This window comes from Bacillus sp. WC2503, assembly GCF_052682895.1.
This window is the reverse complement of record NZ_JBQYMD010000001.1, coordinates 4573272-4597632: the sequence shown is the minus strand read 5'-3', so window position 1 is coordinate 4597632 and position 24361 is coordinate 4573272. Positions and strand designations below refer to the sequence as shown.

Here is a 24361-nt window from a genome sequence, read left to right as displayed (position 1 = left end):
TTTAGAATTTATATCTTGGAATATGATAGGATAGATGTGTATTGAGATTATAAAATTTTATAATTGATGATAAGTGGGGGACTATATATATGGCGATACTTATAACGGGTGGAGCAGGATATATTGGTAGTCATACGTGTATAGAATTATTAAATAATAATTATAAAATTATAGTCGTAGATAATCTTTCAAATAGTTCAATAGAGTCTTTAAACCGAGTAAAAGAAATAACAGGGAAACAATTTAAATTTTATAATGAAAGTGTTTTAAATCGTGAAAAAATGAATGAGATTTTTTTGGAAAATAACATTGAAGCAGTTATTCATTTTGCTGGCTTCAAAGCAGTTGGGGAATCTACTACAATTCCGCTTACATATTATTATAATAATATTATAAGTACGATTATATTATGTGATGTAATGCAAAAACATAATGTGAAAAAATTTATTTTTAGTTCGTCTGCAACTGTATATGGAATTCCAAAAACATCACCAATTACGGAAGAATTTCCATTAAGCGTGACAAATCCATATGGGCAAACAAAGTTAATGATAGAGCAAATTATGCGTGATGTTGCAAAAGCTGATGGTGAATGGAGTATCGCGTTACTTCGTTATTTCAACCCATTTGGGGCGCATCAAAGTGGTCGTATTGGAGAAGATCCAAATGGGATTCCTAATAATTTAATGCCATATGTAACACAAGTAGCGGTAGGGAAGTTAAAGGAATTAAATATATTTGGAAATGACTATCCAACAAAAGACGGGACAGGTGTTCGTGATTATATTCACGTTGTTGACCTTGCAAAAGGACATGTAAAGGCACTTGAGAAAGTGCTTGAAACTACAGGAATAGATGCATATAACCTTGGTACAGGGAAAGGGTATAGTGTATTGGAGATGGTTAATGCTTTTGAGAAGGTTTCGGGCAAAAAAATACCGTATAAAATTATCGGGCGTCGTCCTGGGGACGTAGCGATATGTTTTGCTGATGTATCTAAAGCGAAGCGAGAATTAGGATGGGAAGCGGAATATGGATTAGAAGAAATGTGTTTAGATTCTTGGAGATGGCAGGTAAATAATAAAAATGGCTATCAAATGATTTAAGGAGGATACTTTATTTTTATTGTATTTATGTATAATAAAGGAACCAAAGGTCAGTAATAGTTTTCGTTGAGGAAAAGAAAATGAAAGAGAGTATTACTGACCATAGCACTTCAATAGGAATTTAATCTATTGAATGCTTTTATAAATTGGTGATTTGGAAAGAGAACTTAATGAATTCGAACAAGTTGTTTATGATATACGGTATTACCTTCTTGGCTTGCGTATGGCGGTATGCTTCGTCCAAAACAATTTGCGATAATATTGGAGTGGCTAGGATAAGAAATACGAATTTCATACAAGTCAACAGCGTCACCTAAATCAGCATAAAAAACTGCTAAGTTGTTCCCTTGTAAAATATATGGAAATACTACTTCCGCATTTTCACCAATTAGTACAGGTAATTTTACAGGATTAGAATAGTTAGACCAATCCCAAACCTCTATACTTACATAGTGTGCGTAAAATGCATCTAAATTTACAATGTTTACTACTGCTGAAACAGTTGCAGGCTCTCTTGTTAATACACCTGTGGAGTGAAAAACAGGTTGATTTGGATAATGAAGAGGCATAAATATCAAACCTTCCTTAAAATGATATGATTGTACTATATTTTATGCTAGGCATTAGTAGAATGAGATAGGGAAAATGTATCATTCTATTCATTTTTTATAGAAATTAAAAACGTATGATTGAAAAGTATTCCAACACTTGTATCCTTGTTAGAGTCCGTTTATAATCAAGGAATCCTATTGCATATTTTGATAGGGTTATTTATTATTGAAAGCGTTTTAAGTTTGCTCTTTTTTAAGGTAGGAAGTCTGACTTATTCAGATGAAAAATTATGTATGTAGTTTTAAATGGGAAGAAAAATAATATAGGTATCACTTTAAAGTGTGGGGAGGTTAAAAGTGTGAAAAGATAAGATTTTCACACGAATATATATGGGTTATGTAGGATTATTACTTTCAGGTGCAGCTTTATTTTTAAATAGTCTTGTTATATTAGGAAAAGCAGAGATGAAAAGCGCAGGTGTTTTTAATTTATTTGTGGGGGCATTACAAATTATCATTCCGTTCTATTTGATTATGATTTCTGATCAAAGTAATTGGACGGTATATTCATATGCAGCTACCTTTTTATTTGGATTAACCTATTTATATGTAGGTGTTACTTTTATAAAGGGAATGGATAGTAGTGGTCTAGGATGGTTCTGTATTTGGGTAGCGATTATTGCTTTATTCTATATGGTCGTTTCATTTGTTCAATTCAACGATGTTGTTAATGCGTTAACATGGTTTATGTGGGCATTACTTTGGTATTTATTCTTTGTATTAAATACACAAAAAAAGAATATCAATCAATATCTTGGAAGAATTGCTTTCGTACAATCATGGGTAACATTGACACTGCCTTCACTCTTTTATTTTATGGGAGTTTGGGGAGAGGGATTTGTATATGAACTATGGGTTTATGTATCAGTAATTTCTATTTTATATTTCTGTTATTGTATTTTTAAATATCGAGTACGTTAATGCGTCATATGTAGAAAAAACATGGAATCGTTAAACTGATTCCATGTTTTTTTATTTTAGCATTTATAATAAGGGAGGTAGTATTTTACAATTTATGAAAACGGGGATGATGAAGGTGAAAAAAGTATTGGTACTAGGGGGAACAAGATTTTTTGGTAAACATTTAGTAGAAGTACTGTTGCAAGTTGGACATGATGTAACGATTGCGACGAGGGGAGTTACTAAAGATTCCTTTGGAAGTGCAGTAAAAAGAATCATCGTAGATAGAGAAGACGAAAAAGAACTAGCAAAGCGTTTAGAAGGTAAAAGTTATGATATTGTATACGATAATTTATGCTATAGCTCAAATGCAGCGAAGAGAGCATGTGAAGTGTTAAAAGGAAAAACTAAGAAGTATATTATGACATCTTCAATGGCTGTCTATGAGCCTGCGCTAGGTCTGTTAGAAGAGGACTTTAATCCATATGAGTATGCAATCACGTATGGAGATAGGAATGATTTTAATTATAGTGAAGGTAAGAGATTAGCTGAGGCAGTTGTATTTCAACATGCAGCATTCCCAGTTGTTGCAGTGCGTTTTCCAGTTGTTATTGGAGAAAATGATTATACGAAAAGATTACAATTTTACGTTGAACATGTTGTGAAACAAGAGCCTATCGTTGTGGATCATGTAGATGGAGATTTGGCATTTATACATGAGAAAGAAGCAGGAGAGTTTTTAGCTTGGTGTGGGATGGAAAACATAGAAGGGCCGATTAATGCTTGTAGCAACGGGGTAGTTTCTACCAGAGAAGTTATTCGTTTCATAGAAGAAAATACGGGGATAAAAGCTCTCATTCAAGAAGTAGGAGATAATAAAGCGCCTTATAATGAAGTAATTAATTGTACGTTACATAATGAAAAGGCTCGTGAATTGGGATTTCCATTCCGAGAGTTGAAACTAGAAATGAAAAATATTTTACGCCATTACATAAATACAATGAAGTAATCATAAATCCCCCGGTGGCAATCCGGGGGATTCTGGAGGATTTCGACAATACTGATTTTACATTACCAAATTTACCTTATACGCACGACTAATGTTTTTGTGATTGAATTGCTTGTAAATATTTCTCGTTTACCCGGTCCCAGTTCACTGTATGCCACCAGTTGGTAACAAACTCTGGGCGCCGATTTTGATACTTTAAATAATAGGCATGTTCCCATACATCAATGACGAGTAACGGGATCTTCCCTTCTTGCAAAGGTGTATCTTGATTCGGTGTACTCATAACAGAAAGTTCTTCACCGTCAAGAACAAGCCATCCATATCCACTTCCAAAACGACTAATGGCCGCTTTGGACAGTTGGTCTTTTAAGTTGTCAAAGGTATTGAAATAATAATCAATTCCTTTTGCAACGTCTCCATTAGGATCGCCGCCACCTCGAGGGCTCATCACTTCCCAAAAAAGACTATGACAATAATGACCACCACCGTTATTTCTAACTGCTGTAATAATTTCCATTGGTAAATCATCCAAATTACATAGTAACTCTTCTAAAGATTTATTATGTAATTCAGTATAGTTTTCTAAAGTAGCATTTAAATTGTTTACATATGTCGCATGGTGCTTTCCGTGATGAATAGAAAGTGTATTGCTATCAATATATGGCTCTAATTCATCATAGTCATATGAAAGTTTTGGCAATTGAAATGAAGACATAATATTACCTCCTTTCTAGTTTAAAAGTTGACCTAGGTAAAAATATTTTACCTGAGTCAAAAATACACTTATTTTTCATAGAAGTCAAGAGAGATTTCTATAATTTTCTGAAAATATTACAATAAAAGTAACACTTTCACTTTCGTTTGTGACTATTATCCTTTTTGCTTATACTGTAAATTAGTAGCGTTTGTTGAAATAGAAGGAGATTGTTTATGAGTAAAACGAAACAATTAATAGAGGAAGCGAGTAATTTTATTACTACTTGCTATAAAGAGCTTAATAAAGAGCAATTCATAGAAGAGCGTATAAAAGAAATTCACATGGAAATAGAGAGAACGGGAACGTATGAGCATACATTTGAAGAACTTGTTCATGGTTCGCGAATGGCATGGCGTAATAGTAATAGATGTATTGGAAGGCTATTCTGGAGTAAGATGCACATATTAGATGCACGTGAAGTGAATGATGAAGAAGGTGTATATAATGCGTTAATTCATCACATTAAATATGCAACGAACGACGGGAAAGTTAAACCGACAATTACAATTTTTAAGCAATATGAAAGTGAAGAAAATAATATACGAATTTATAATCATCAATTAATTCGATATGCAGGATATAAAACAGAAATGGGAGTAATCGGTGATTCTCATTCCGCTACATTTACGGATTTTTGTCAGGAACTTGGCTGGCAAGGAGAAGGTACGAATTTTGATGTATTACCGCTTGTATTTTCTGTTGATGGAAAAGAGCCTATATATAAAGAAATTCCAAAAGAAGAAGTAAAAGAAGTACCAATTGAGCATCCAGATTACCCAATCTCATCTTTAGAAGTGAAATGGTATGGAGTGCCGATGATTTCAGATATGCGTTTAGAGATTGGTGGTATTTCTTATACGGCAGCTCCGTTTAATGGATGGTATATGGGGACGGAAATTGGAGCTCGGAACTTAGCTGATCAGGATCGTTATAATTTACTTCCAGCAGTTGCAGAAATGATGAATTTAGATACATCAAGAAATAGCACGTTATGGAAAGACAAGGCATTAATTGAGTTGAACATTGCTGTATTATATTCATTTAAAAAACAAGGAATTAGTATTGTTGACCACCATACTGCTGCACAACAATTTCAGCAATTTGAGAAGCAAGAAGCTGCCTGTGGTCGCGTTGTAACAGGAAATTGGGTATGGTTAATACCGCCATTATCGCCAGCTGCCACTCATATTTATCATAAACCGTATCCGAATGATATTTTGAAGCCAAATTTCTTTCATAAATAATATTTAGTATAGGGGGGATTTCCTGTAAAATATAAAATTTTTTTAATTACTGTTATGTAGCAAATGGAAGCCTTTACTCTCGGTTATTTTTGGCAGGAGCTTTTTGAACCAGGGAGTTCCTTATGTTATAATCAAATTTCTGTTTCGAAGACCTTATAGACATATAAGGTCTTTTGTTTTGCTTTTTTATGTAAGAGGAATAGAATATTTCTTTTAAATAAGGGGTTTAGCATATTTTTAGGGACAACATAAGTATGTGGAAAATTGATGAATTATTATATTTATATAATAATTGTGTTTTGGATTTAAACAAGAAAACATAATAAAGTTGTTTTTTTAGATTGCTGAGGAAGGAGGATGTGTAAATGAGGATGAAGAATCAAAAAACAGATTGGCCTGTATTTCTTATTAGTGGTGGTTCGCTTTTATTATTTGTAATCGCAGTTTTCTTAAATAAAGGTTATGTAGAGGGAGCTATTAATCGCAGTTTTGCATTTTCAATTAAGTACTTCGGGGCTTTTTGGCAGATTTTATTGTTAGGTACATTTATTGTTGCGATGTGTATGGCATTCTCGAAATATGGGAAGGTCAAACTAGGTAATTTAGAAAAACCTGAGATTAGTACGGCAAAGTGGCTTGCTATTATTATGTCTACACTACTTGCCGGAGGTGGCGTTTTTTGGGCAGCGGCAGAGCCAATGTACCATTTGATGACGGTGCCACCAATACATGAAGGTATATCTGCTGGAACGAAAGAAGCAGTCATGCCTGCTTTAGCACAAAGTTATATGCATTGGGGATTTTTAGCTTGGACGATTTTAGGTACAATTAGTGCGGTAGTTATGATGTATGGACATTATCATAAAGGTATGCCGTTAAAACCTCGTACGCTTTTATATCCTATTTTTGGAGAGAAATTGCGAAAGAGTTTGCTTGGAACGATGATTGATGCATTTGCAATTATTGCAGTAGCTGCAGGAACAATTGGTCCGATCGGATTTTTAGGCTTACAAGCAAGTTATGGCTTACAAGCATTATTCGGAATTTCCGACGTGTTTACTACTCAATTAGCAATTATTATTTGTGTGGTAGCTGTTTCTACTATATCTGCGGTAACGGGTATTGATAAAGGGATTCAAATAATAAGTGATTTAAATGTTAAACTAGCGATTTTATTGATGGTGTTTGTGTTATTCTTTGGACCAGGTGGATTTATTATTGATTCATTTGTTTCTTCGTTTGGGTTTTATATAAATGAGTTTATACCAATGAGCACATACCGCGGGGATACAGGTTGGTTAGGATCTTGGACAATCTTTTTCTGGGGATGGTTTATTGGATATGGACCAATGATGGCAATTTTAGTAAGTCGAATTTCAAGAGGAAGAACGATTCGCGAAATCATCGTTGCAATTGGAATTATTGCACCTATTATTACAACGTTCTGGTTCACTATATTGGGGGGAACGGGTGTATTTTATGAATTAATGAAGCCTGGATCTATCTCGAACGCTTTAAGTGAATCTGGTATGCCAGCAGCTATGATTGCAATTACAGAGCAACTGCCACTATCTAATATTATTGGACCGGCATTTCTTTTATTAACAATTTTATTTGTAGTAACAACAGGAGATTCAATGGCTTATTCCATTTCAATGGCAGTGACTGGAGATGGAGATCCTAGAATTAGCTTGCGAATTTTTTGGTCGCTTATTATGGGAGCAGTTGCAGCAATTCTTTTATATATGGGAGAAGGAAGCATTAATGCATTACAATCTTTCATTGTAGTGACAGCTGTTCCGGTATCAATTTTGTTATTCCCGATGCTGTGGCTGGCACCTAAAGTTGCAGGAGAATTAGCATTGAAGCAAGGCATTGTACAAGAAAAAGATAAAACTGCTTTCTTATTCCAGAAAGCTAGTAAATCAAAATAAATGATAAATAAACACTGAAAAGAGGAAGCATTTTAAATGAGATGCTTCCTCTTTTTCGTTTAGTCTAATACTTTTCCCTTTGTTTCTGGCACACATAATAACATTGTAATTAATCCGATTGGATAGATGATGAAAATTAAGGATAATGCTCCAAGTAAATTTCCGCCTGTAGCGAGTAAACCGATAATAACAGGGCCAAATCCAGCTAAACCACGTCCTGTACCGAAAATAAAGTTTTCCGCTGTAGAGCGAGCTTCGGCGGGATAGTTTTCAGCTAAAATGGCTCCGAATCCGCCCATCATTCCATTTGCAAAGAATCCGAGCAATGCACTTCCCCATAATAATAATGTTGAATCTGTGAATAGGAAGAAGTAAATAAGACAGTATATAGTACCACCGATATAATAGATTGCAAAAGTTTTACGACGACCAATTTTATCAGCCAGAATACCAAAGGTTGCAATTCCAATGAGCATGCCAATCGTAGAGATGAACATCCAACCGCTCGCCTTTGCTAATGTATAGTTATATTTATTTGCTAAAATAGTTGGCATCCATGTGAAAATCCCATAATATCCGAAGTTCTGGATAAACGACATAATAATAAGACCAATTGTTGTTATTGTTACTTTTTTATTTGCAAATAACTTTTTAAGTGGGAATTTTTTTATTTGTTTTAGATGTTCTGCTTCAGTAGTTGTTAAAATACCATCAGCTTCTTTTTGTAACAATTCCTTTTTGTAGCGTTGTTTTTGCTCCCATATTTTCGGTTCACTTAAACTTTTACGTACATAAACAGCTAGTAAAGCTGGAATTAGTCCGAATAAGAAAACAGCTCTCCATCCAAAATGCGGGACAATAAATGCTGGAAGAAGTGAAGCTACTAAAACACCAAATTGCCATCCAAGTGCAACGACCGATGTTGCCTTAGCACGCATTTCTTTTGACCATGTTTCAGTTACGATGGCCATTCCAATTCCGAATTCACCACCAACTCCCATTCCAACTAAAAAGCGAAGAATTAATAATTGCCAGTAATCTGTTGCGAAATAAATGAGTGCTGTTGCTAGTGAAAATAGTAAGATGGTGAAAGCCATTGTACGGATACGACCAAATAAATCAGCGATAAACCCAAATAAATAAGAACCAATTAGCATACCAATTGTCGTAGCTAATGTTAAGTTCCCACCTTCAACAGGGCTTAAATGAAACTCTTTTAAAATATAGACGAGTACGAAAGATAAGAGCAGCATATCTAAACCTTCTGCGGCGTATCCTAGTGCAGAACCAAACAGTGTTTTATATCTTTTCTCTTTCGTCTCCTCTGTTGTTTGTACATCAGTGGTGATGTTCATTATTATTCCTCCTTATTTTCTTCTACAGTCGCTATGGAAGAATAACAAAAGGCCTTCTCACCTGATATGATGAGAAGGCCCAAAAAGCATACGTATCTCTAAAAAAGAACATACGTATATAGTATTCCGACTTCCTTCTCAACCTCACGGGGTTGGGTTAAAGGACTGTATGATATTACTTTATTTTTAGCACTCTTCTATTACATTGTCAAATAAAGAGGAGATTTCCATGTTTAAAATATTTCAAAAAACATTTCATTCTTCTTGACGCCTACTTCGTTATTTTCCCATAATAAAACTAACTAAATAAAAAGGAATGAATCAAAGATGTTAAATTTAGTACTCATGATGATTGAACGCGTCGGACTTATCGTTATTTTAGGATTTTTACTCTCTCATATTAAAACGTTTAGGCGCCTTCTCCATAGGCAGGACGGATATGTAGATAAGCTTAAGCTTATTTGTATTTTTTCTGTGTTTACAATTGTAAGCAATTACACCGGTATTGAAATAGCAGGAAATACGATTATGAATGAAAATTGGCTACAAGGTGTTTCTTCATCAAGTACCATTGCGAATACACGTATTATGGGTGTGGGTATTAGTGGTTTACTTGGTGGACCAATCGTAGGAGTTGGGGTAGGAGTTATCGCTGGTATTCATCGTTATATGCTCGGTGGTACGACAGCGCTAAGTTGTGCAATTTCTTCTATTTTAGCAGGGATTATAACAGGGTATATCGGATACCTTTTCAAAAAATATAACCGTACAATTACACCTAAGTTTTCAGCAATTTTAAGTGTTGTTATCGTTTCTTTAGAAATGATTATGATCCTATTAATTGTAGAGGATGGAATTAGTATTGTGAAAACAATTGCGATACCAATGATCCTTGTAAATAGTTTTGGAAGTTTTATTTTACTTTCTATGATACAAGCTATTTTGCGTCAGGAAGAGAACGCAAAGGCACTTCAGACCCATAAGGTATTACGTATTGCTGATAAAACGTTACCGTATTTTCGCCAAGGCTTAACAGAAGAATCGTGTAAGCATGTGGCACAAATTATTCACCGCTTTACAGGAACAGATGCGGTATCCTTAACAGATACAGAGAAAATATTAGCTCATGTTGGATTAGCATCAGATCACCATATTCCTTCACATAGTTTAATAACTGGTTTATCGAAAGAAGTGTTAAACACAGGGAAAATAATGAAAGCAAAATCACGTGAGGTTATTAATTGTCAACATGAAGGTTGTCCCTTGCAAGCGGCGATCGTTATTCCACTCACTTCACATGGAAATACGATAGGGACATTAAAACTGTATTTCAAAAATCCTAACCAATTAAGTCGTGTGGAAGAGGAATTAGCAGAAGGGTTGGCAAAAATATTCTCTACACAACTTGAATTAGGTGAAGCTGAATTGCAAAGCAAATTATTGCAAGATGCGGAGATAAAAGCATTACAAGCACAAATTAACCCGCACTTTTTATTTAATGCGATTAATACAGTATCAGCTTTATGCCGAACCGATGTAGAAAAAGCAAGGAAGTTATTATTACAGCTTAGTGTGTATTTCCGCTGTAATTTGCAAGGGGCACGTCAGTTATTGATTCCACTAGAACAAGAATTAAACCATGTACAGGCATACTTATCACTAGAACAAGCAAGGTTCCCAAATAAGTATGGAGTAAAGCTGTATATTGAGGAAGAGCTAAAGACAACTCTAGTACCACCATTTGTTCTTCAATTATTGGTTGAAAATGCATTGCGGCACGCTTTTCCAAAGAAACAACCAGTATGCGAAGTAGAAGTGCATGTGTTTGAAAGAGAAGGTATGGTTCACTTTGAAGTGAGGGATAATGGGCAGGGAATTGAGATAGAACGTTTAGAACAATTAGGGAAAATGGTAGTTTCATCAAAGAAAGGGACTGGAACAGCTTTATATAATATTAATGAACGTCTAGTCGGTTTATTTGGGAAAGACACGATGCTTCATATTGAAAGTGAATTAAATAAGGGGACGGAGGTTACCTTTATAATTCCAAAAAAAGTAGGGGAGGAAGAACGGGTTGTTAAAAGTATTAGTAGTTGATGATGAGATGTTAGCACGTGATGAGCTAAAATATTTATTAGAAAGAACGAAAGAAGTTGAGATAATTGGTGAGGCTGATTGTGTGGAAGACGCATTAGAGGAACTAATGAACCATAAACCAGATATTGTATTTCTGGATATTCAATTATCCGATGATAATGGATTTGAAATCGCAAATATATTAAAAAAGATGAAAAATCCTCCTGCGATTGTATTTGCAACGGCCTATGATCAATACGCATTACAAGCATTTGAAGTAGATGCGTTAGATTATATTTTAAAACCATTCGATGAAGAACGCATTGTACAGACATTGAAGAAATATAAAAAGCAAAAACAAGCGAAAATAGAAACGAAGCAAGAAATAAAGGGGACAGATGTAACAGCAGAGATGCATAAATTAGCATTGCCAATTGAGGAATCAATCGTACTTGTAAATATTGAAGATATTATATATGTAGGACTCGTAGATGGGAAAGTAACAGTAAAAACAATGAGGGAAACATATGTAACACACGATACACTTGTAATTTTGGAAAAGAAGTTACCACAAACAAGTTTTATGCGTGTTCATCGTAGTTTTATTGCAAATATTAATCATATTACAGAAGTGCAGCCGTGGTTCAATTCTACTTATAATTTAATTATGAAAGAAGGATCAAAAGTACCTGTTAGCCGTACATATGCAAAAGAACTTAAAAAGCTGCTTCGTATTTAAGAAGCAGCTTTTGTATTTCATCCTCTTATTTTTGTAACTGATTCTGTATATGTGACGCTCTGTTTTGTAAACGCTTACCAAAACGTGTACATCTTATACAATAAAGGTACCAAATCGAAAGAGGTGGCCAAAATGAGTACGAAAAAAGTATATAGTTTTTTATCACAAGCATTCATATTCTCAGCTATTATGTTAATTTCTAATATTATTGCAACACATTTACCAATTCCGATGCCTTCATCGGTAATCGGGTTAGTCATTTTATTTAGTCTATTATGCTTAAAAGTTATTAAATTAGAGCAGGTTGAATCACTCGGAACAGCTTTAACAGGTATTATCGGATTCCTTTTCGTCCCATCAGGTATTTCAGTTATTAATTCTCTTGGTGTAATGGGACAATATTTTGTACAAATACTAACTGTAATTGTTGTCGCAACAATTATTTTACTCGCTGTAACAGGGTTATTTGCACAATTTATTTTAGGAAAAGATGACAAAGAAACAAAAGATACAAAAGAATTGAAAGTAGTCAATAAAGGACGCAAGCACGGAAAAGTTGCGTAACCATTTTAGTATATATTGTTAGGGGGTAATGAACATGGCAAGTACAATGACTCCATATTTCGGAATCGTCGTTTCATTAATCGCATACGGAATCGGCACATTATTATTTAAGCACTCAAAAGGATTCTTCTTATTTACACCGTTATTCGTGGCAATGGTATTAGGGATTGTCTTTCTAAAGGTAGGTAATTTTACTTTTGAAGAATATAATACTGGCGGAAAAATGATTAGTTTCTTCTTAGAGCCAGCAACAATCGCATTTGCCATTCCATTATATAAACAAGTTGATAAGTTAAAAAAATATTGGTGGCAAATTTTATCGGCTATCGTGGTTGGATCTATTTGTTCAGTAATTGTCGTATTCATTGTAGCAAAGGCAATTGGTTTAGATACAGCAGTAATGAATTCAATGTTACCACAGGCAGCAACAACAGCAATTGCATTACCAATCTCTGAAAGTATTGGTGGTATTCCAGCCATAACATCGTTTGCAGTTATTTTTAACGCAGTTATCGTATACGCATTAGGAGCATTATTTTTAAAAACATTTAGAGTGAAACATCCAATTGCGAAAGGTCTAGCACTTGGAACAGCAGGTCATGCATTAGGTGTTGCGGTAGGAATTGAAATGGGTGAAGTAGAGGCAGCTATGGCAAGTATTGCTGTAACAGTAGTTGGGGTTGTAACAGTTGTCGTCATACCGATGTTCATGCCATTCATTGGATAGTAAAACTTACTTAAAAAATGAGAAAAGCAAGCTATTTGTAGGACACATTCCTACTGATGGCTTGCTTTTTATGTTACAGTAGTGGTAAGACCTATTGTTAGCAAAATGCAAGTTTCCTTAAATCTTCATTAATACTGTGTAGAATACGTTTTGAATTAGGTCATTGTATTGTAAAATAAGAAGTAAGCTACTGTATGGTTTTAGGAATTATATGATAGCTCATCTTCATATGAATGAATAAATTATAGGTAGAAAATAGAGAGAAATCTACTTATTAACGTTTTACTTTATAGGACAGGAGAGAGTACTCGTCGATTATGCAAATAAAAAACCTGTTTCAAAGCAAAGGATTTCAGAGGTTACTCGTATTAGTAATACTTGCTCTCGTGTTATATGGGTTGCAAAGTATGTTGAATTTAATATTAATTACGTTTATTCTTACGTATTTAATGGATCGATTCCAAAAGTTTATTTCTCGCAAATTAGATAATTTTATGCCCATTAATCGAAAACTCATTATAGCATTTCTATACGTAATGTTAATTGGTGGAATTGCTATTACACTATTTAAATATTTACCAGTATTAACGATACAAATTTCACAATTGATTTATCAATTTAACGTATTTTTAAGAAATCCACCGGATAGTGAATTGATTAAGTATGCGGTTAATGCTGTCAATCATATGGAACTTTCGAAATATGTAGGACAAGGCGTAGACATTTTGTATAAATCTATTACGAATGTTGGGAAGTTCGGTCTTCAAGTTTTACTTTCTTTAATTTTAAGTTTATTTTTCTTGTTGGAAAAGGCCCGTATCGTTGCTTTTACTGCAAAGTTTAAAGAAAGCAGGCTTGCAATTTTCTATCATGAAATTGAGTACTTCGGAAAGAAATTTGCACGTTCATTTGGAAAAGTAATTGAAGCACAATTTTTAATTGCGGTTGTTAACTGTGTTTTATCTGTTATTGCATTATGGATATTAGGATTTCCACAATTATTAGGTTTAGCGTTAATGATCTTCTTACTTGGTTTAATTCCAGTAGCTGGGGTTATTATTTCGTTATTCCCGCTTTGTATGATTGCTTACAATATCGGCGGTATTATGTACGTTGTTTATATTTTAATTATCGTAACAGTTATTCATGCACTTGAAAGTTACGTATTGAATCCGAAGTTTATGTCCCAAAAAACAAATTTACCGATTTTCTATACGTTTATGGTATTAATATTCTCAGAGCACTTTTTAGGTGTGTGGGGACTTATTATCGGTATTCCGATCTTCATTTTCTTATTAGATGTTTTAGATGTAACGAGTGATGAAATGGAGAGGGATATTGAAAAAAATAGAGTGAAGTAAAGAAAAAGCATCGATATTCGATGCTTTTTCTTTTATAACATTATGTTTCTTATGCCATACTGTAAGAAGAATATAGAATAGGGGTGAAATAATGGCTGTAAATGAAAAGATAGAATTGGCTACATTTGCTGGCGGGTGCTTCTGGTGCATGGTTTCGCCATTTGAAGAGATGGAAGGTATTATAAAGGTTGTTTCTGGCTATACAGGTGGTCATAAAGAAGATCCAACCTATAAAGAAGTTTGTTCAGAAACGACGGGACATTATGAAGCGGTACAAATTACATTTGATGCAAATAAAATGCCGTATGAAGAGTTGCTTCAAATATATTGGAGACAAATTGATCCAACTGACGTCGGCGGACAATTCCATGACCGTGGACAGTCTTATGAAACAGTGATTTTTTATCATAATGAAGAACAACAGAAAAAGGCAGAGGCTTCAAAAGAAGAACTTGCGAAGAGTGAGCGCTTTTCAAAGCCAATTGCGACAAAAATATTGCCAGCTGCTACATTTTATCCAGCTGAAGAATATCATCAAGGATATCATAAGAAAAATACATTCCGCTATGAGTTATATCGTAAAGGATCGGGACGAGATGCTTTTATTAAGCAACATTGGCCAAAGGATAATGCTCATTTAAAAGAAAAACTCAATGAGATGCAGTTTTATGTAACACAGGAAAACGGTACAGAACCACCATTTCGAAATGAGTATTGGAACCATCAAGAAGAAGGTCTTTATGTAGATATCGTTTCAGGCGAGCCATTGTTTACTTCTATAGATAAATTTGATAGTGGATGTGGCTGGCCGAGCTTTACGAAACCGGTGATGTCAGCTAGTGTGAAAGAAAAAATGGATGTTAGTCATAATATGACGCGCACGGAAGTGAGAAGTAAGGAAGGAGATTCACATCTTGGGCATGTATTTCCAGACGGCCCAGGACCAAATGGCCTTCGTTATTGTATAAATTCAGCAGCTCTTCGATTTATCCCAAAACGGGAGTTAGAGAAAGAAGGATATGGGGATTGCCTAATCTTGTTTGGAGATAAAAAATAACCTCGCTAATTGCGAGGTTATTTTTTTATTATTTTACTTTTTTCTTTTTAAACTTGCTTAATACTTCATAAACGATTGGAACGATAAGAAGTGTTAATAACGTTGAACTTGTTAATCCACCAATTACTGTTACACCAAGTCCTTTAGAAATTAAGCCGCTGCCTTCGAATCCTAATGCAAGCGGGATAAGAGCCCCGATTGTTGCAATTGCAGTCATTAAAATTGGACGAAGGCGTGTAGCACCAGCTTCTAGTAATGCTTCACGTGTGGATAAACCTTCATTTTCTTTATGAATAACACGGTCAATAAGCACGATTGCGTTTGTTACAACGATACCAATTAACATAAGCGCACCAATCATTGCAGATACACTTAACGTTTCACCAGAGATTAGTAAGGCAACGAGTGCACCAATGATTGTGAATGGTAGCGAGAATAAGATCGCAAATGGTGCAAGGGCACCACCAAATGTAACGACAAGAACGAAGTATACAATGGCAATCGCAGCTAACATCGCTAAGCCAAGTTGTTTGAATGATTCTTGAATATCCTTTGTAACGCCTCCCATAGAAACGTCTACACCAGAAGGAAGATCCATTTTATCTACTTCTTTTTGAACTGCAGCAGATGCTTTTGAAACGTCATCCGATGTTAATTTCGCACTAACTTCTGCATAAACGCGACCATCACGATGTTTTACTGTGTTAGAAGTTTCACCTTCTTTTACAGTCATCACATCTTTAACAGCAATTTCATTGCCAAGTGGTGTTGTAATTTTTCGATTTGTTAAATCATCGATTGTATCATAATTTTGTTTTTCAGCTTCTACATATACATTTACATCTTTACCGTCTTTTTTAATTGTTGTTAAAACAGGGCGATCATGTTGATTAGAAAGGCCCATTCCAATTTGAGCGGCCGTTAGACCCATTTTACTTAGCTTTTCTTGATCTGCTACTAAAGTGTACTCTGCATATGTTTTTGCAATACTAGAGTCTATGTCTTTTAAATCTTTGTTTTTCTTCATGATATTTTGAAGATCTTTTACGACAGGCTTAATGTCTTCCGAGCTATCTCCGTAAACGTATAGTTTAATTTCATTACTACCGCCACTTGCTCCGAAATCTTGGTTTTTCCATTCGCCTTTTCCAGACATCTTTTGTAAATCTTTCACGACTTGTTCTTTTTCTTTTTCAAAGTTTTTCGTATCGTTATCATATTGAACGAAGAACATTGCTTGATTTGATTGACCAGGACTCATTGGGTTTTCGCCACCTAATGAGAATTGAATTGTTTTGACGTCTTTATTATTTTGGAAGTGCTTCTCAGCTTTCGTTGCAATTTTTTCAACGTCTTCTAATGTTTGACCTGGCTCTGGATTGTATGTTGTAATAATCATTTTTTCTTCTTCAGAAGGTAAGAAGCTTACACCGATAATCGGCACAAGTGCGAGACTACCAACTAATAGAAGGACAGCGATACTTGATGTAATGATTTTATGATTTAAAGCCCATGCAAGTATGCGTTTATAACCGTTTGCTAATTTACTTGGTTTCTCTTCATGATGTACTTCTTTTTCTCTCATGCTCTCTTTTTTAAATAAAGAATGAGCTAGCATTGGTACGATTGTAACTGCTACTAGTAACGATGCTAATAAAGCGAAGACGATAGTTAAGGCGAATGGTAAGAACATTTCACCAATCATACCTTTTACAAGTCCAAGAGGTAAGAATACAGCAATGGTTACAATAGTAGAAGACATAATTGGGACAAACATTTCCTTCGTAGCTTCACGAATTAAATCTTTTCCGCGTAGTTTCTCTTCTGATAACGACATTCGTCGATAAATATTTTCAATAACAACAATTGAGTCATCGACAACGCGTCCGATAGCGACTGTCATTGCTCCAAGCGTCATAATGTTAAGCGTAATATCCATTTGCTTTATAACTAAAACAGCAATTAATAAAGAAAGTGGTATAGAAACGACAGAGATTAATGTTGTTCGGATATTTCGTAGGAACAACATTATAATAACAATCGCAAAGATAGCCCCGAAAATTGCTTTGCTAAGCATTGTTTCAACTGATTTCTCAATCGGTGCACCTTGGTCGAAGGTTGAGATGATTTCTAAGTCTTTATATTTTTTCTCAAGGTCTTTTACTTTATCTTTCACAGCATTTACAACATCAACCGTATTTGCATCAGCAGCCTTCACAATTTGAATTCCAATGGCTTCTTTTCCATTCGTTCGAGAAATAGATTCTGCTTTCCCAACTTCTTTAATGTCAGCAATTTCGTCTAATGTAACTGTTGGAATTCCATTCATAGCGGCTGGATTCATTTGCGGCGTTTGTGCACCGGCTCCAGCATTTTGATTACCTTGAGCGCTAGGTGCTGAAGGTACAGCTGGGATTTTTAGCTCTTTTAATGCTTTAATTGTTGTAATATTTCCATCTACAATAACTGATTTTTCCGTGTCTTTAAATGTATATAAGCCAAGTGGTAAAGATACATCCGATCCTTTAATCACATTTTTTACAGTATCTTCACTTAAACCTAATTCTTTCATCTTATCTTTCTTGAAAACAAGTTGTACTTCATCTACTTGTTGACCTGAAATTTGAACAGATGCAACACCATCAAGTCCTTTTAATCCTGGAACAACATTTTTTTCTACATTTTCTGTTAACGTAGCTAAAGATTCATTTTTACTTGCTACACTTAACGAAATAACAGGAAAAGCATTAAAGTTTACTCGTGAAACTTTCGGATCTTTTACGCCTTCAGGAAGTTTTACATTCGTGAGAGCTTCTTTAATTTCTGTTTCGGCCTTTTCCATATTTTTATCAAAATCATACTCTACTTGAATAGAAGATGCGTTTTGAAAAGATGATGAACTAACAACGTTTACACCGCTTAAATTTTGCAATTGCTCTTCCATCGGTTTTGAAACTTTGTCAGCTACTTCTTCTGGTGTAGCACCAGGATAAACCGTAGTTACTGTTACAACAGGTGTTGTAATATCAGGAATTGTTTCCAGTTTCATATTAAGCCCAGAATATATCCCTGCAATGGTAACAATAATGGTTAGTAGCCAAACTGCGAACTTATTTTTTAATGAGAAATTGATGATTTTGTTCATGTTTGCGCTCCCTTTATATTGTATTGACCAACTGGTCAGTCTAATACATAATATAACTGACTGGTTGGTCAGTAGTCAATGAAAAGAGATGGTATAATAAAATCAAATTCGAGTTTATAATATGATGCGAGATTAAACGTAGGAGAGAAGATATGAAAGAAAAAGAGCGCTTAATTATAGAGATGGCTATGAAGTTATTTGCGACTAAGGGTGTAAATGCGACATCAGTGCAGGAAATTGTGACAGCTTGTGGTATATCTAAGGGAGCTTTTTATTTATACTTTAAATCGAAAGATGAGCTTTTATTAGCAACACTTCGATATTATTATGACAAGATTCAAAATAAAATGATGGATATTGAAAAAGAATCACTATTTCCCCGTGAAAAATTTGAAAAACAATTGTGCTGTCAGTTTAATGATATACAAAAGCATAAGGAATTTATTATTATGCATGCGAGGGAAAATGCTATTCCATTTAATAAAGAAGTAGAAGAATTTATGATGAGGATGAAATTGGAATCTCATGCATTTTATCGAAATAGTTTGTTGTCTATTTATGGTGACAAGGTTATGCCGTATTTATTAGATTTAGTAATTATGGTAGAAGGGATCTGCCGTGGATATTTAGAATTAATTATTTTACAAGCGCCAGAAATTGATTTGTCCTATGTATCGGCTTTTATTTTAAAAAGGGTGGATCATTTAGTAGATGGACTTATAGAATCTTCGGAAGAACCTGTTTTACATGAAGAAAGACTTGGAGAGTTTCTTTGTAAATCAGAGCTTATTAAAGAACAAGTTAAGGAGCATTTTTTAAAAGAAATAATTGTTTTTAAGCGTACATTAGCTGATCAATTAGAAGATGATGAATTACTTATTACGCTAGATGTTTTAGAGGCAGAAATGAGATTGCCAAATCCAAGGGTCCCAGTCATTCAAGGGATGTTGTCTAATTTAGATGTATACCCAAATTTAAAAGAGTTCCGTTTGAGACTTATGGGGTATTACAATATAAAAAGGTAACAATGATAGTTTTCATTGTTACCTTTTTTATTATGCATTCACTTTTTCTTTTTTCTGTGCAGCCTCTTCTTGTTCAATATTGATCGTTTCTTTCACGATATAAATCGGACGGTTTTTACTTTCGTCATAAATACGAGCAATATACTGACCGACGATTCCAAGACCAAGTAACTGAATACCGCTAAAGAATGTAATAGCAACCATAATGGATGCCCAACCTGTTTGAGTACCATCGCCGATGATTTTCACAGTAATTGTATAAAGCAAGACAATTATAGAAATGAGAACTGATAATAAGCCTAAAGACATAACAATTCGTAACGGTTTTGTCGAAAAGGCAATGATACCGTCTGATGCAAATTTAATCATTTTCTTTAATGGATATTTTGTTTCGCCAGCAAAACGCTCGTCACGTTCATATTCAACATACGTTTGGCGGAAGCCAACCCAAGACATCATACCGCGAATAAAGCGATTTCGTTCTGTCATTTGATTGAACACATCAGCAACTTTGCGATCGATGATTCGGAAATCACCTGTATCTTTTGGGATATCGATATCAGACATATAGTTTAAGAATTTATAGAAATATTTAGCAGTTAAAAGTTTAAACCAAGTTTCACCTTTACGTTGTTTACGTTTTGCATAAACAACTTCATATCCTTCTTCCCATTTGGCAATAAGCTCAGGAATAACTTCTGGTGGATCTTGTAAATCTGCATCTATAATTACAATAGCGTCACCTTTTGCAGCAGCAATACCCGCTGTAACAGCTACTTGATGTCCGAAGTTACGTGCAAAATTAACAATTTTTGTACGGTAATCATTTGCTGCAATCTCAGATAAAATGTCCATTGTACGATCCGTACTGCCATCGTTTACAAAGACAAATTCATAATTAATATTATTTTGAAGCATAACGGACTTTAAACGATTATAACATTCCTGTGCTACTTCTTCCTCGAAGTACATAGGAACTACAACCGAAATTAATTTTTCCATGTTGTATCCTCCGTAGTTTTAATAAGTTGCTTAAGTTTAATTGGTAGCCTGTTCAGTTTGGTTGAATGTCCAAATTTTATTAAGGATAAAATTTATAACCATTCCAACACCAATTGCGAAGATTTGTGCAATAAATGCATTAAAGGTAAGTTTATCTACTAATATAAACAAACATAATGTATTAAAAGCCAATACAATTAAATTTACAGTTAGAAACTTAAAGAACATTGACATGCTTTTATTATTAGGTTTAAACACCCAATTTTTATTCCAATAATAGCTATTGGCAACACCAATTAAATAGGCAATGGTATTCGCAACAAGATAGTTCATCCCGAGCTTTACCAATATCCCAAAACTAATAATTGTAATGAGTGTATTAAAGATTCCTACTAAACCAAACTTTAAGAGTTTTTCCATCATAGTATCCTCATTTTTATAAAATAGAAAATGTAGAAAGATTATTCATACATAACAAATACATATTATAACATATTTTATGCTGAAACGTTATTTGTTTTAATTAGGGAAAATATGAAAAGAACGAGCGATATATGTAAAGTCTAGTTATATATATGGTATGATTGATTTACGGATCGACAATTAGAAGAGGTATAGTGTGAGCAAAAAAAAATGGGTATTTTAGGTTTTTGGGTGGAACTGAAGGGCCCTACATATTCATTACGTTTTTGTAAAGGAGATACCACTATTCTTATAGTAATGTATAAAGGAGTAAATTGTATTGAACTTATTTTTAAAAGGAATGTCTACTTTCTCTACACGAGCGGTATATATCATATACGGATTTTTTGCTTCGGTATTATTTATTAATTATTTTTCAGATACACAAAAATATAATTACGTAATATTATTAACGGGTGTTTTATTATTATCTATAGTAGGAAGTTTTATCCTTAGAAAAGGCTCGCTGTATCTAGAAAAATTAAATGAAAAAAAATGCTTTTTCGTTTTAGTAATCGTTTGTTTAGCAGTTAAATTAACATGGGTGCTCAGCTATCAAATTCAGCCGTTAGTTGATTATGCTACGTTTTATTATACTGCAGAAGAATTAAGTGAAAGCTTCGTTATTAATAAGAGATACATAGCATTATTTCCACATATTTTTGGTTATGCGTCAGTCTTAAGTATTTTCTTGAAGATATTTGGCTCTAGTTATATGATACCACCTATTTTGAATGTTATCCTAACTACAATATCAATGGGATTAATATATGCTATATCTAGAAAAATTGGTGGGGTAAAAACTGCAATAACAGCAAGTGTTTTATGGATCGCGTTACCTTCGCAAACCATGTATAATATGTTTGCATTGTCAGAGCCGCTCTATTGTACAGTACTGTTGTTGATTTGGATGATTATGATAATCGTTCATGAGAAAATCGCCAATATAAATATAAAAAGATTACTTGTTTATTCCATTTTAATAGCAGCGTTACTTGCATTTATGAATATGGTACGACCAATTGCAGCAGTTCCAATTATAGCTCTAGTGATATGGTTCTTTATTATAGATATAAAGCAAATTGGGAATAAAAAAATATGGTTAAATAAGATAACATATGTAGGGGTTATCGTTGTCGGATACCTTATTTTTTCCTCGGCGATAAATCAGTATATAACATTACGTTTAGGTGAAGAAATAGCATCAACCCCGGGTTATAATATTTATGTAGGATTTAATGAGGAAAGTTCGGGGAAATGGAATAAGCCAGATGCTGAACTATTGTTTTATTATAGTGATAAACCAGGATGGACTGCTGATGATGCTCAACAGAAAATGCTAGAAGAAGCAAAAGAAAGGGTGCAAAGTGGTAATATCGACTTTGTGAAACTATTCTCCGATAAATTCTTTTCGTTTTTAGGTGATGATAGTTCAGCAGTGGACTATGCTGGGCCTGTATTAGATAATATAGTACGATACACTGTAGCATCGAATATGTTTTATTACTTCTTAATTGCTACCTCAATACTAGGTGTATTAGTGGCTATAAAAAATAAAAATAAATCTTCTCTATTTATTATTTGCTTATTTGCAATAGGGCTAACAATGGCACAGTTGTTAGTAGAAGTGGCATCAAGATATCATTATTCAGCTACAATATCAATGGTAATCTTGGCTGCTTTTGGTATAAATCATGCTTTCAATAAAAAAGAGAATATAGATATAAATGAAAAGGCATGAGTTCGGTATTGTACCGGGCTCATGCCTTTTTATTCGGTTTTAATTTGTTTTGATGATTAAAACCTTACTGTATTTTATACTTTTGAGGTTTTTCTATTTGATATAAATCGATAGCATAAATATAGCCCATAGCTTTGAATGATTGTAAAGCTAGGCATGATGAAGTATCGATATCTTGTTTGGTATTCGATTAAGAAATGAACAGTTACGTAACCAATTATTAATAATAAAAATAGTGTGTAATGCGTGTTGTTTTGCTTAGTCAATATGAGATAAAGAAGTGCTAATGTACTGAATAGCATAGATGTAGTATATATATACTTTTCATATTTCGTAAGGTCGTCTTTTAAAGTAATCATATCATTATCTGTGTTCCCAAGTGTTAGTAGACTCCATACTGGGGCGGAGTCGTACTCTGCCCACATGAGTATGAACTTATCACCAAATAACGATAAAACCTTTTGTGGATCAGCTAATCGTTCTTGAATCAGTTTCTTTTCAGCAGCTTTTCGTTCTTCGCCAATCTCAAGGGACATAATATATTCCGCATCTGCTGCAGAATAGCCACCTTTTGTTTCGTGATTAAATCCTACTGTAAACTTCCAGAGAGGATCACGGTTAGATAGTGGATATTGTGTAATTCCCGCAGATATAAACGAATAACTTATAATGTAATGAACAAGGTAAAATACAACGAAAATTCCACAAAGTTTTTTTATAGAAGTGAAAATATCTTGCTTTGATTTCCCTAACATACCGTGTAAAAAGACATAAATAGTTACTGCAATCAAGATTATACCACCAAGCGGACGCATGATGTCCCCTAAGGAAAGTGAAACTCCTATAAAAATCCACATATATTTATGGCTTAATCCTTTTGTAATTAATAAATAAAATCCAAGGTAAAATAGGAACGTGGCAAGATGTTGATTTGTTAGGACTGAGCTCAGCACAATACTTGGGATATATACTGCATATAGTAATCCAGCCACGCGTCCGGACCACTCATTAAATATGTGAGAAGTTATTTTATAAACGAGAAATGTTGTTCCAGTGCAATAGAATACATTTAAGAGCTTTAGAAGGAAGGTTCCTTCACCAAATAAATTAACAATAAAAGCTTCGTACATTGTAAATCCAAGTTGATAAACCCACGAAGTATAATATATGCTTTGAGCAAAACTAAAATCTCCTTTAGTCGCTTGCAAAGCACCATTGTACATCATACCAAAATCTGATTCGACAGGAGTTTGGATATTAAGAATCCAGATTAATCGAATAGAGAAAGCTAAAATGATAAGTGAAATGGCGAACATTAATTTTGACATATATTTATTGGAAATATAGCCAATTAGTAAAAATAAAATCCCTATTAGAATAATACTTGGGATTATAATAAGTAAACGAGTGTTGGCCTGTTCTCTAACTACATATACTGAGTGCCATGTAATAGCTCCAGAAATAATGAGACATAGCACTAACAATGATTTCACAAAAAATGTATTGAGTTTTAGAAAAAATGAACTTTGCATTATAATTAAAAACT

The 24361-nt window shown here is 34.1% G+C and carries 20 protein-coding genes; 13 read left to right on the top strand and 7 right to left on the bottom strand.

Features of this window, described 5'->3' with window-relative positions; translation table 11 throughout:
- The first annotated feature begins 89 nt into the window (after positions 1-89).
- Positions 90-1106: a UDP-glucose 4-epimerase GalE gene (gene galE, locus ACUN26_RS23685; RefSeq protein ID WP_000996154.1), complete on the top strand. Its 1017-nt coding sequence runs from the start codon at positions 90-92 to the stop codon at positions 1104-1106.
- Positions 1107-1273: 167 nt separating this feature from the next.
- Here the strand turns inward: galE and ACUN26_RS23680 are convergent, their stop codons facing one another.
- Positions 1274-1675, bottom strand: a complete 402-nt coding sequence (locus ACUN26_RS23680) for a hypothetical protein (protein ID WP_001128273.1) — start codon at positions 1673-1675, stop codon at positions 1274-1276.
- A gap of 372 nt (positions 1676-2047) precedes the next feature.
- Here ACUN26_RS23680 and ACUN26_RS23675 point away from each other — a divergent pair, with 372 nt between their 5' ends.
- Complete coding sequence (locus tag ACUN26_RS23675) at positions 2048-2638, top strand: AmiS/UreI family transporter (protein ID WP_000542573.1); 591 nt, start codon at positions 2048-2050, stop codon at positions 2636-2638.
- A 94-nt stretch (positions 2639-2732) separates the two neighbouring features.
- Positions 2733-3626 carry an NAD-dependent epimerase/dehydratase family protein gene (locus ACUN26_RS23670; protein ID WP_000847857.1) on the top strand — a complete coding sequence of 298 codons (894 nt, stop codon included), beginning with the start codon at positions 2733-2735 and terminating at the stop codon, positions 3624-3626.
- Between the two features lie 88 nt (positions 3627-3714).
- Here the strand turns inward: ACUN26_RS23670 and sodA are convergent, their stop codons facing one another.
- Positions 3715-4341 (bottom strand): superoxide dismutase [Mn], encoded by a 627-nt coding sequence (gene sodA, locus ACUN26_RS23665; protein ID WP_000094062.1) that lies wholly within the window; start codon positions 4339-4341, stop codon positions 3715-3717.
- Positions 4342-4556: 215 nt separating this feature from the next.
- On the opposite strand from sodA, the gene ACUN26_RS23660 reads away from it, so the two are divergent.
- Both ACUN26_RS23660 and ACUN26_RS23655 read left to right on the top strand, forming a co-directional pair.
- Positions 4557-5627 carry a nitric oxide synthase oxygenase gene (locus ACUN26_RS23660; RefSeq protein ID WP_000047638.1) on the top strand — a complete coding sequence of 357 codons (1071 nt, stop codon included), beginning with the start codon at positions 4557-4559 and terminating at the stop codon, positions 5625-5627.
- A 365-nt stretch (positions 5628-5992) separates the two neighbouring features.
- A complete protein-coding gene (locus tag ACUN26_RS23655) occupies positions 5993-7561 on the top strand; it encodes a BCCT family transporter (RefSeq protein WP_001242402.1) in 1569 nt (522 codons plus the stop codon).
- A 59-nt stretch (positions 7562-7620) separates the two neighbouring features.
- Here ACUN26_RS23655 and ACUN26_RS23650 read toward each other — a convergent pair whose 3' ends face one another.
- Complete coding sequence (locus ACUN26_RS23650; protein ID WP_001028013.1) at positions 7621-8916, bottom strand: MFS transporter; 1296 nt, start codon at positions 8914-8916, stop codon at positions 7621-7623.
- 327 nt (positions 8917-9243) lie between these two features.
- Between ACUN26_RS23650 and lytS the strand changes: the two genes are divergently transcribed.
- The 6 genes from lytS to msrB all read left to right on the top strand — a co-directional run bounded on the left by lytS (position 9244) and on the right by msrB (position 15440).
- Positions 9244-11013: a two-component system sensor histidine kinase LytS gene (gene lytS, locus ACUN26_RS23645; protein WP_000933605.1), complete on the top strand. Its 1770-nt coding sequence runs from the start codon at positions 9244-9246 to the stop codon at positions 11011-11013.
- Positions 10991-11731: a LytR/AlgR family response regulator transcription factor gene (locus ACUN26_RS23640; RefSeq protein ID WP_000921837.1), complete on the top strand. Its 741-nt coding sequence runs from the start codon at positions 10991-10993 to the stop codon at positions 11729-11731. The genes lytS and ACUN26_RS23640 overlap by 23 nt, the downstream gene beginning before the upstream one ends.
- A 132-nt stretch (positions 11732-11863) precedes the next feature.
- Positions 11864-12295, top strand: a complete 432-nt coding sequence (gene lrgA / locus ACUN26_RS23635) for an antiholin-like murein hydrolase modulator LrgA (RefSeq protein WP_000104898.1) — start codon at positions 11864-11866, stop codon at positions 12293-12295.
- A 34-nt stretch (positions 12296-12329) separates the two neighbouring features.
- Positions 12330-13022 carry an antiholin-like protein LrgB gene (gene lrgB / locus ACUN26_RS23630; protein WP_000168869.1) on the top strand — a complete coding sequence of 231 codons (693 nt, stop codon included), beginning with the start codon at positions 12330-12332 and terminating at the stop codon, positions 13020-13022.
- Positions 13023-13339: 317 nt separating this feature from the next.
- The gene (locus ACUN26_RS23625; RefSeq protein WP_001166022.1) at positions 13340-14383 is read left to right on the top strand and encodes an AI-2E family transporter; all 1044 of its coding nucleotides are present in this window, start codon (positions 13340-13342) and stop codon (positions 14381-14383) included.
- 91 nt (positions 14384-14474) lie between these two features.
- The gene (msrB, locus tag ACUN26_RS23620; RefSeq protein WP_000290143.1) at positions 14475-15440 is read left to right on the top strand and encodes a peptide-methionine (R)-S-oxide reductase MsrB; all 966 of its coding nucleotides are present in this window, start codon (positions 14475-14477) and stop codon (positions 15438-15440) included.
- A gap of 28 nt (positions 15441-15468) precedes the next feature.
- Here the strand turns inward: msrB and ACUN26_RS23615 are convergent, their stop codons facing one another.
- The gene (locus tag ACUN26_RS23615) at positions 15469-18585 is read right to left on the bottom strand and encodes an efflux RND transporter permease subunit (RefSeq protein ID WP_001033538.1); all 3117 of its coding nucleotides are present in this window, start codon (positions 18583-18585) and stop codon (positions 15469-15471) included.
- Between the two features lie 152 nt (positions 18586-18737).
- On the opposite strand from ACUN26_RS23615, the gene ACUN26_RS23610 reads away from it, so the two are divergent.
- A complete protein-coding gene (locus ACUN26_RS23610; RefSeq protein WP_000659602.1) occupies positions 18738-19610 on the top strand; it encodes a TetR/AcrR family transcriptional regulator in 873 nt (290 codons plus the stop codon).
- A gap of 30 nt (positions 19611-19640) precedes the next feature.
- On the opposite strand, the gene ACUN26_RS23605 is transcribed toward ACUN26_RS23610, so the two are convergent.
- A complete protein-coding gene (locus tag ACUN26_RS23605; protein WP_000413116.1) occupies positions 19641-20612 on the bottom strand; it encodes a glycosyltransferase family 2 protein in 972 nt (323 codons plus the stop codon).
- 36 nt (positions 20613-20648) lie between these two features.
- Positions 20649-21032 carry a GtrA family protein gene (locus ACUN26_RS23600; RefSeq protein WP_002092954.1) on the bottom strand — a complete coding sequence of 128 codons (384 nt, stop codon included), beginning with the start codon at positions 21030-21032 and terminating at the stop codon, positions 20649-20651.
- A 322-nt stretch (positions 21033-21354) separates the two neighbouring features.
- On the opposite strand from ACUN26_RS23600, the gene ACUN26_RS23595 reads away from it, so the two are divergent.
- Positions 21355-22815: a glycosyltransferase family 39 protein gene (locus ACUN26_RS23595; RefSeq protein ID WP_001048187.1), complete on the top strand. Its 1461-nt coding sequence runs from the start codon at positions 21355-21357 to the stop codon at positions 22813-22815.
- 74 nt (positions 22816-22889) lie between these two features.
- On the opposite strand, the gene ACUN26_RS23590 is transcribed toward ACUN26_RS23595, so the two are convergent.
- Positions 22890-24347 (bottom strand): glycosyltransferase family 39 protein, encoded by a 1458-nt coding sequence (locus ACUN26_RS23590; protein WP_001191900.1) that lies wholly within the window; start codon positions 24345-24347, stop codon positions 22890-22892.
- Positions 24348-24361: the final 14 nt, after the last annotated feature.

Bases quoted from the DNA above. Each gene is read 5' to 3' on its own strand.
- galE (WP_000996154.1), top strand. From the start codon at position 90: ATGGCGATACTTATAACGGGTGGAGCAGGATATATTGGTAGTCATACG.
- ACUN26_RS23680 (WP_001128273.1), bottom strand. From the start codon at position 1,675: ATGCCTCTTCATTATCCAAATCAACCTGTTTTTCACTCCACAGGTGTA.
- ACUN26_RS23675 (WP_000542573.1), top strand. From the start codon at position 2,048: ATGGGTTATGTAGGATTATTACTTTCAGGTGCAGCTTTATTTTTAAAT.
- ACUN26_RS23670 (WP_000847857.1), top strand. From the start codon at position 2,733: ATGAAAACGGGGATGATGAAGGTGAAAAAAGTATTGGTACTAGGGGGA.
- sodA (WP_000094062.1), bottom strand. From the start codon at position 4,341: ATGTCTTCATTTCAATTGCCAAAACTTTCATATGACTATGATGAATTA.
- ACUN26_RS23660 (WP_000047638.1), top strand. From the start codon at position 4,557: ATGAGTAAAACGAAACAATTAATAGAGGAAGCGAGTAATTTTATTACT.
- ACUN26_RS23655 (WP_001242402.1), top strand. From the start codon at position 5,993: ATGAGGATGAAGAATCAAAAAACAGATTGGCCTGTATTTCTTATTAGT.
- ACUN26_RS23650 (WP_001028013.1), bottom strand. From the start codon at position 8,916: ATGAACATCACCACTGATGTACAAACAACAGAGGAGACGAAAGAGAAA.
- lytS (WP_000933605.1), top strand. From the start codon at position 9,244: ATGTTAAATTTAGTACTCATGATGATTGAACGCGTCGGACTTATCGTT.
- lrgA (WP_000104898.1), top strand. From the start codon at position 11,864: ATGAGTACGAAAAAAGTATATAGTTTTTTATCACAAGCATTCATATTC.
- lrgB (WP_000168869.1), top strand. From the start codon at position 12,330: ATGGCAAGTACAATGACTCCATATTTCGGAATCGTCGTTTCATTAATC.
- ACUN26_RS23625 (WP_001166022.1), top strand. From the start codon at position 13,340: ATGCAAATAAAAAACCTGTTTCAAAGCAAAGGATTTCAGAGGTTACTC.
- msrB (WP_000290143.1), top strand. From the start codon at position 14,475: ATGGCTGTAAATGAAAAGATAGAATTGGCTACATTTGCTGGCGGGTGC.
- ACUN26_RS23615 (WP_001033538.1), bottom strand. From the start codon at position 18,585: ATGAACAAAATCATCAATTTCTCATTAAAAAATAAGTTCGCAGTTTGG.
- ACUN26_RS23610 (WP_000659602.1), top strand. From the start codon at position 18,738: ATGAAAGAAAAAGAGCGCTTAATTATAGAGATGGCTATGAAGTTATTT.
- ACUN26_RS23605 (WP_000413116.1), bottom strand. From the start codon at position 20,612: ATGGAAAAATTAATTTCGGTTGTAGTTCCTATGTACTTCGAGGAAGAA.
- ACUN26_RS23600 (WP_002092954.1), bottom strand. From the start codon at position 21,032: ATGGAAAAACTCTTAAAGTTTGGTTTAGTAGGAATCTTTAATACACTC.
- ACUN26_RS23590 (WP_001191900.1), bottom strand. From the start codon at position 24,347: ATGCAAAGTTCATTTTTTCTAAAACTCAATACATTTTTTGTGAAATCA.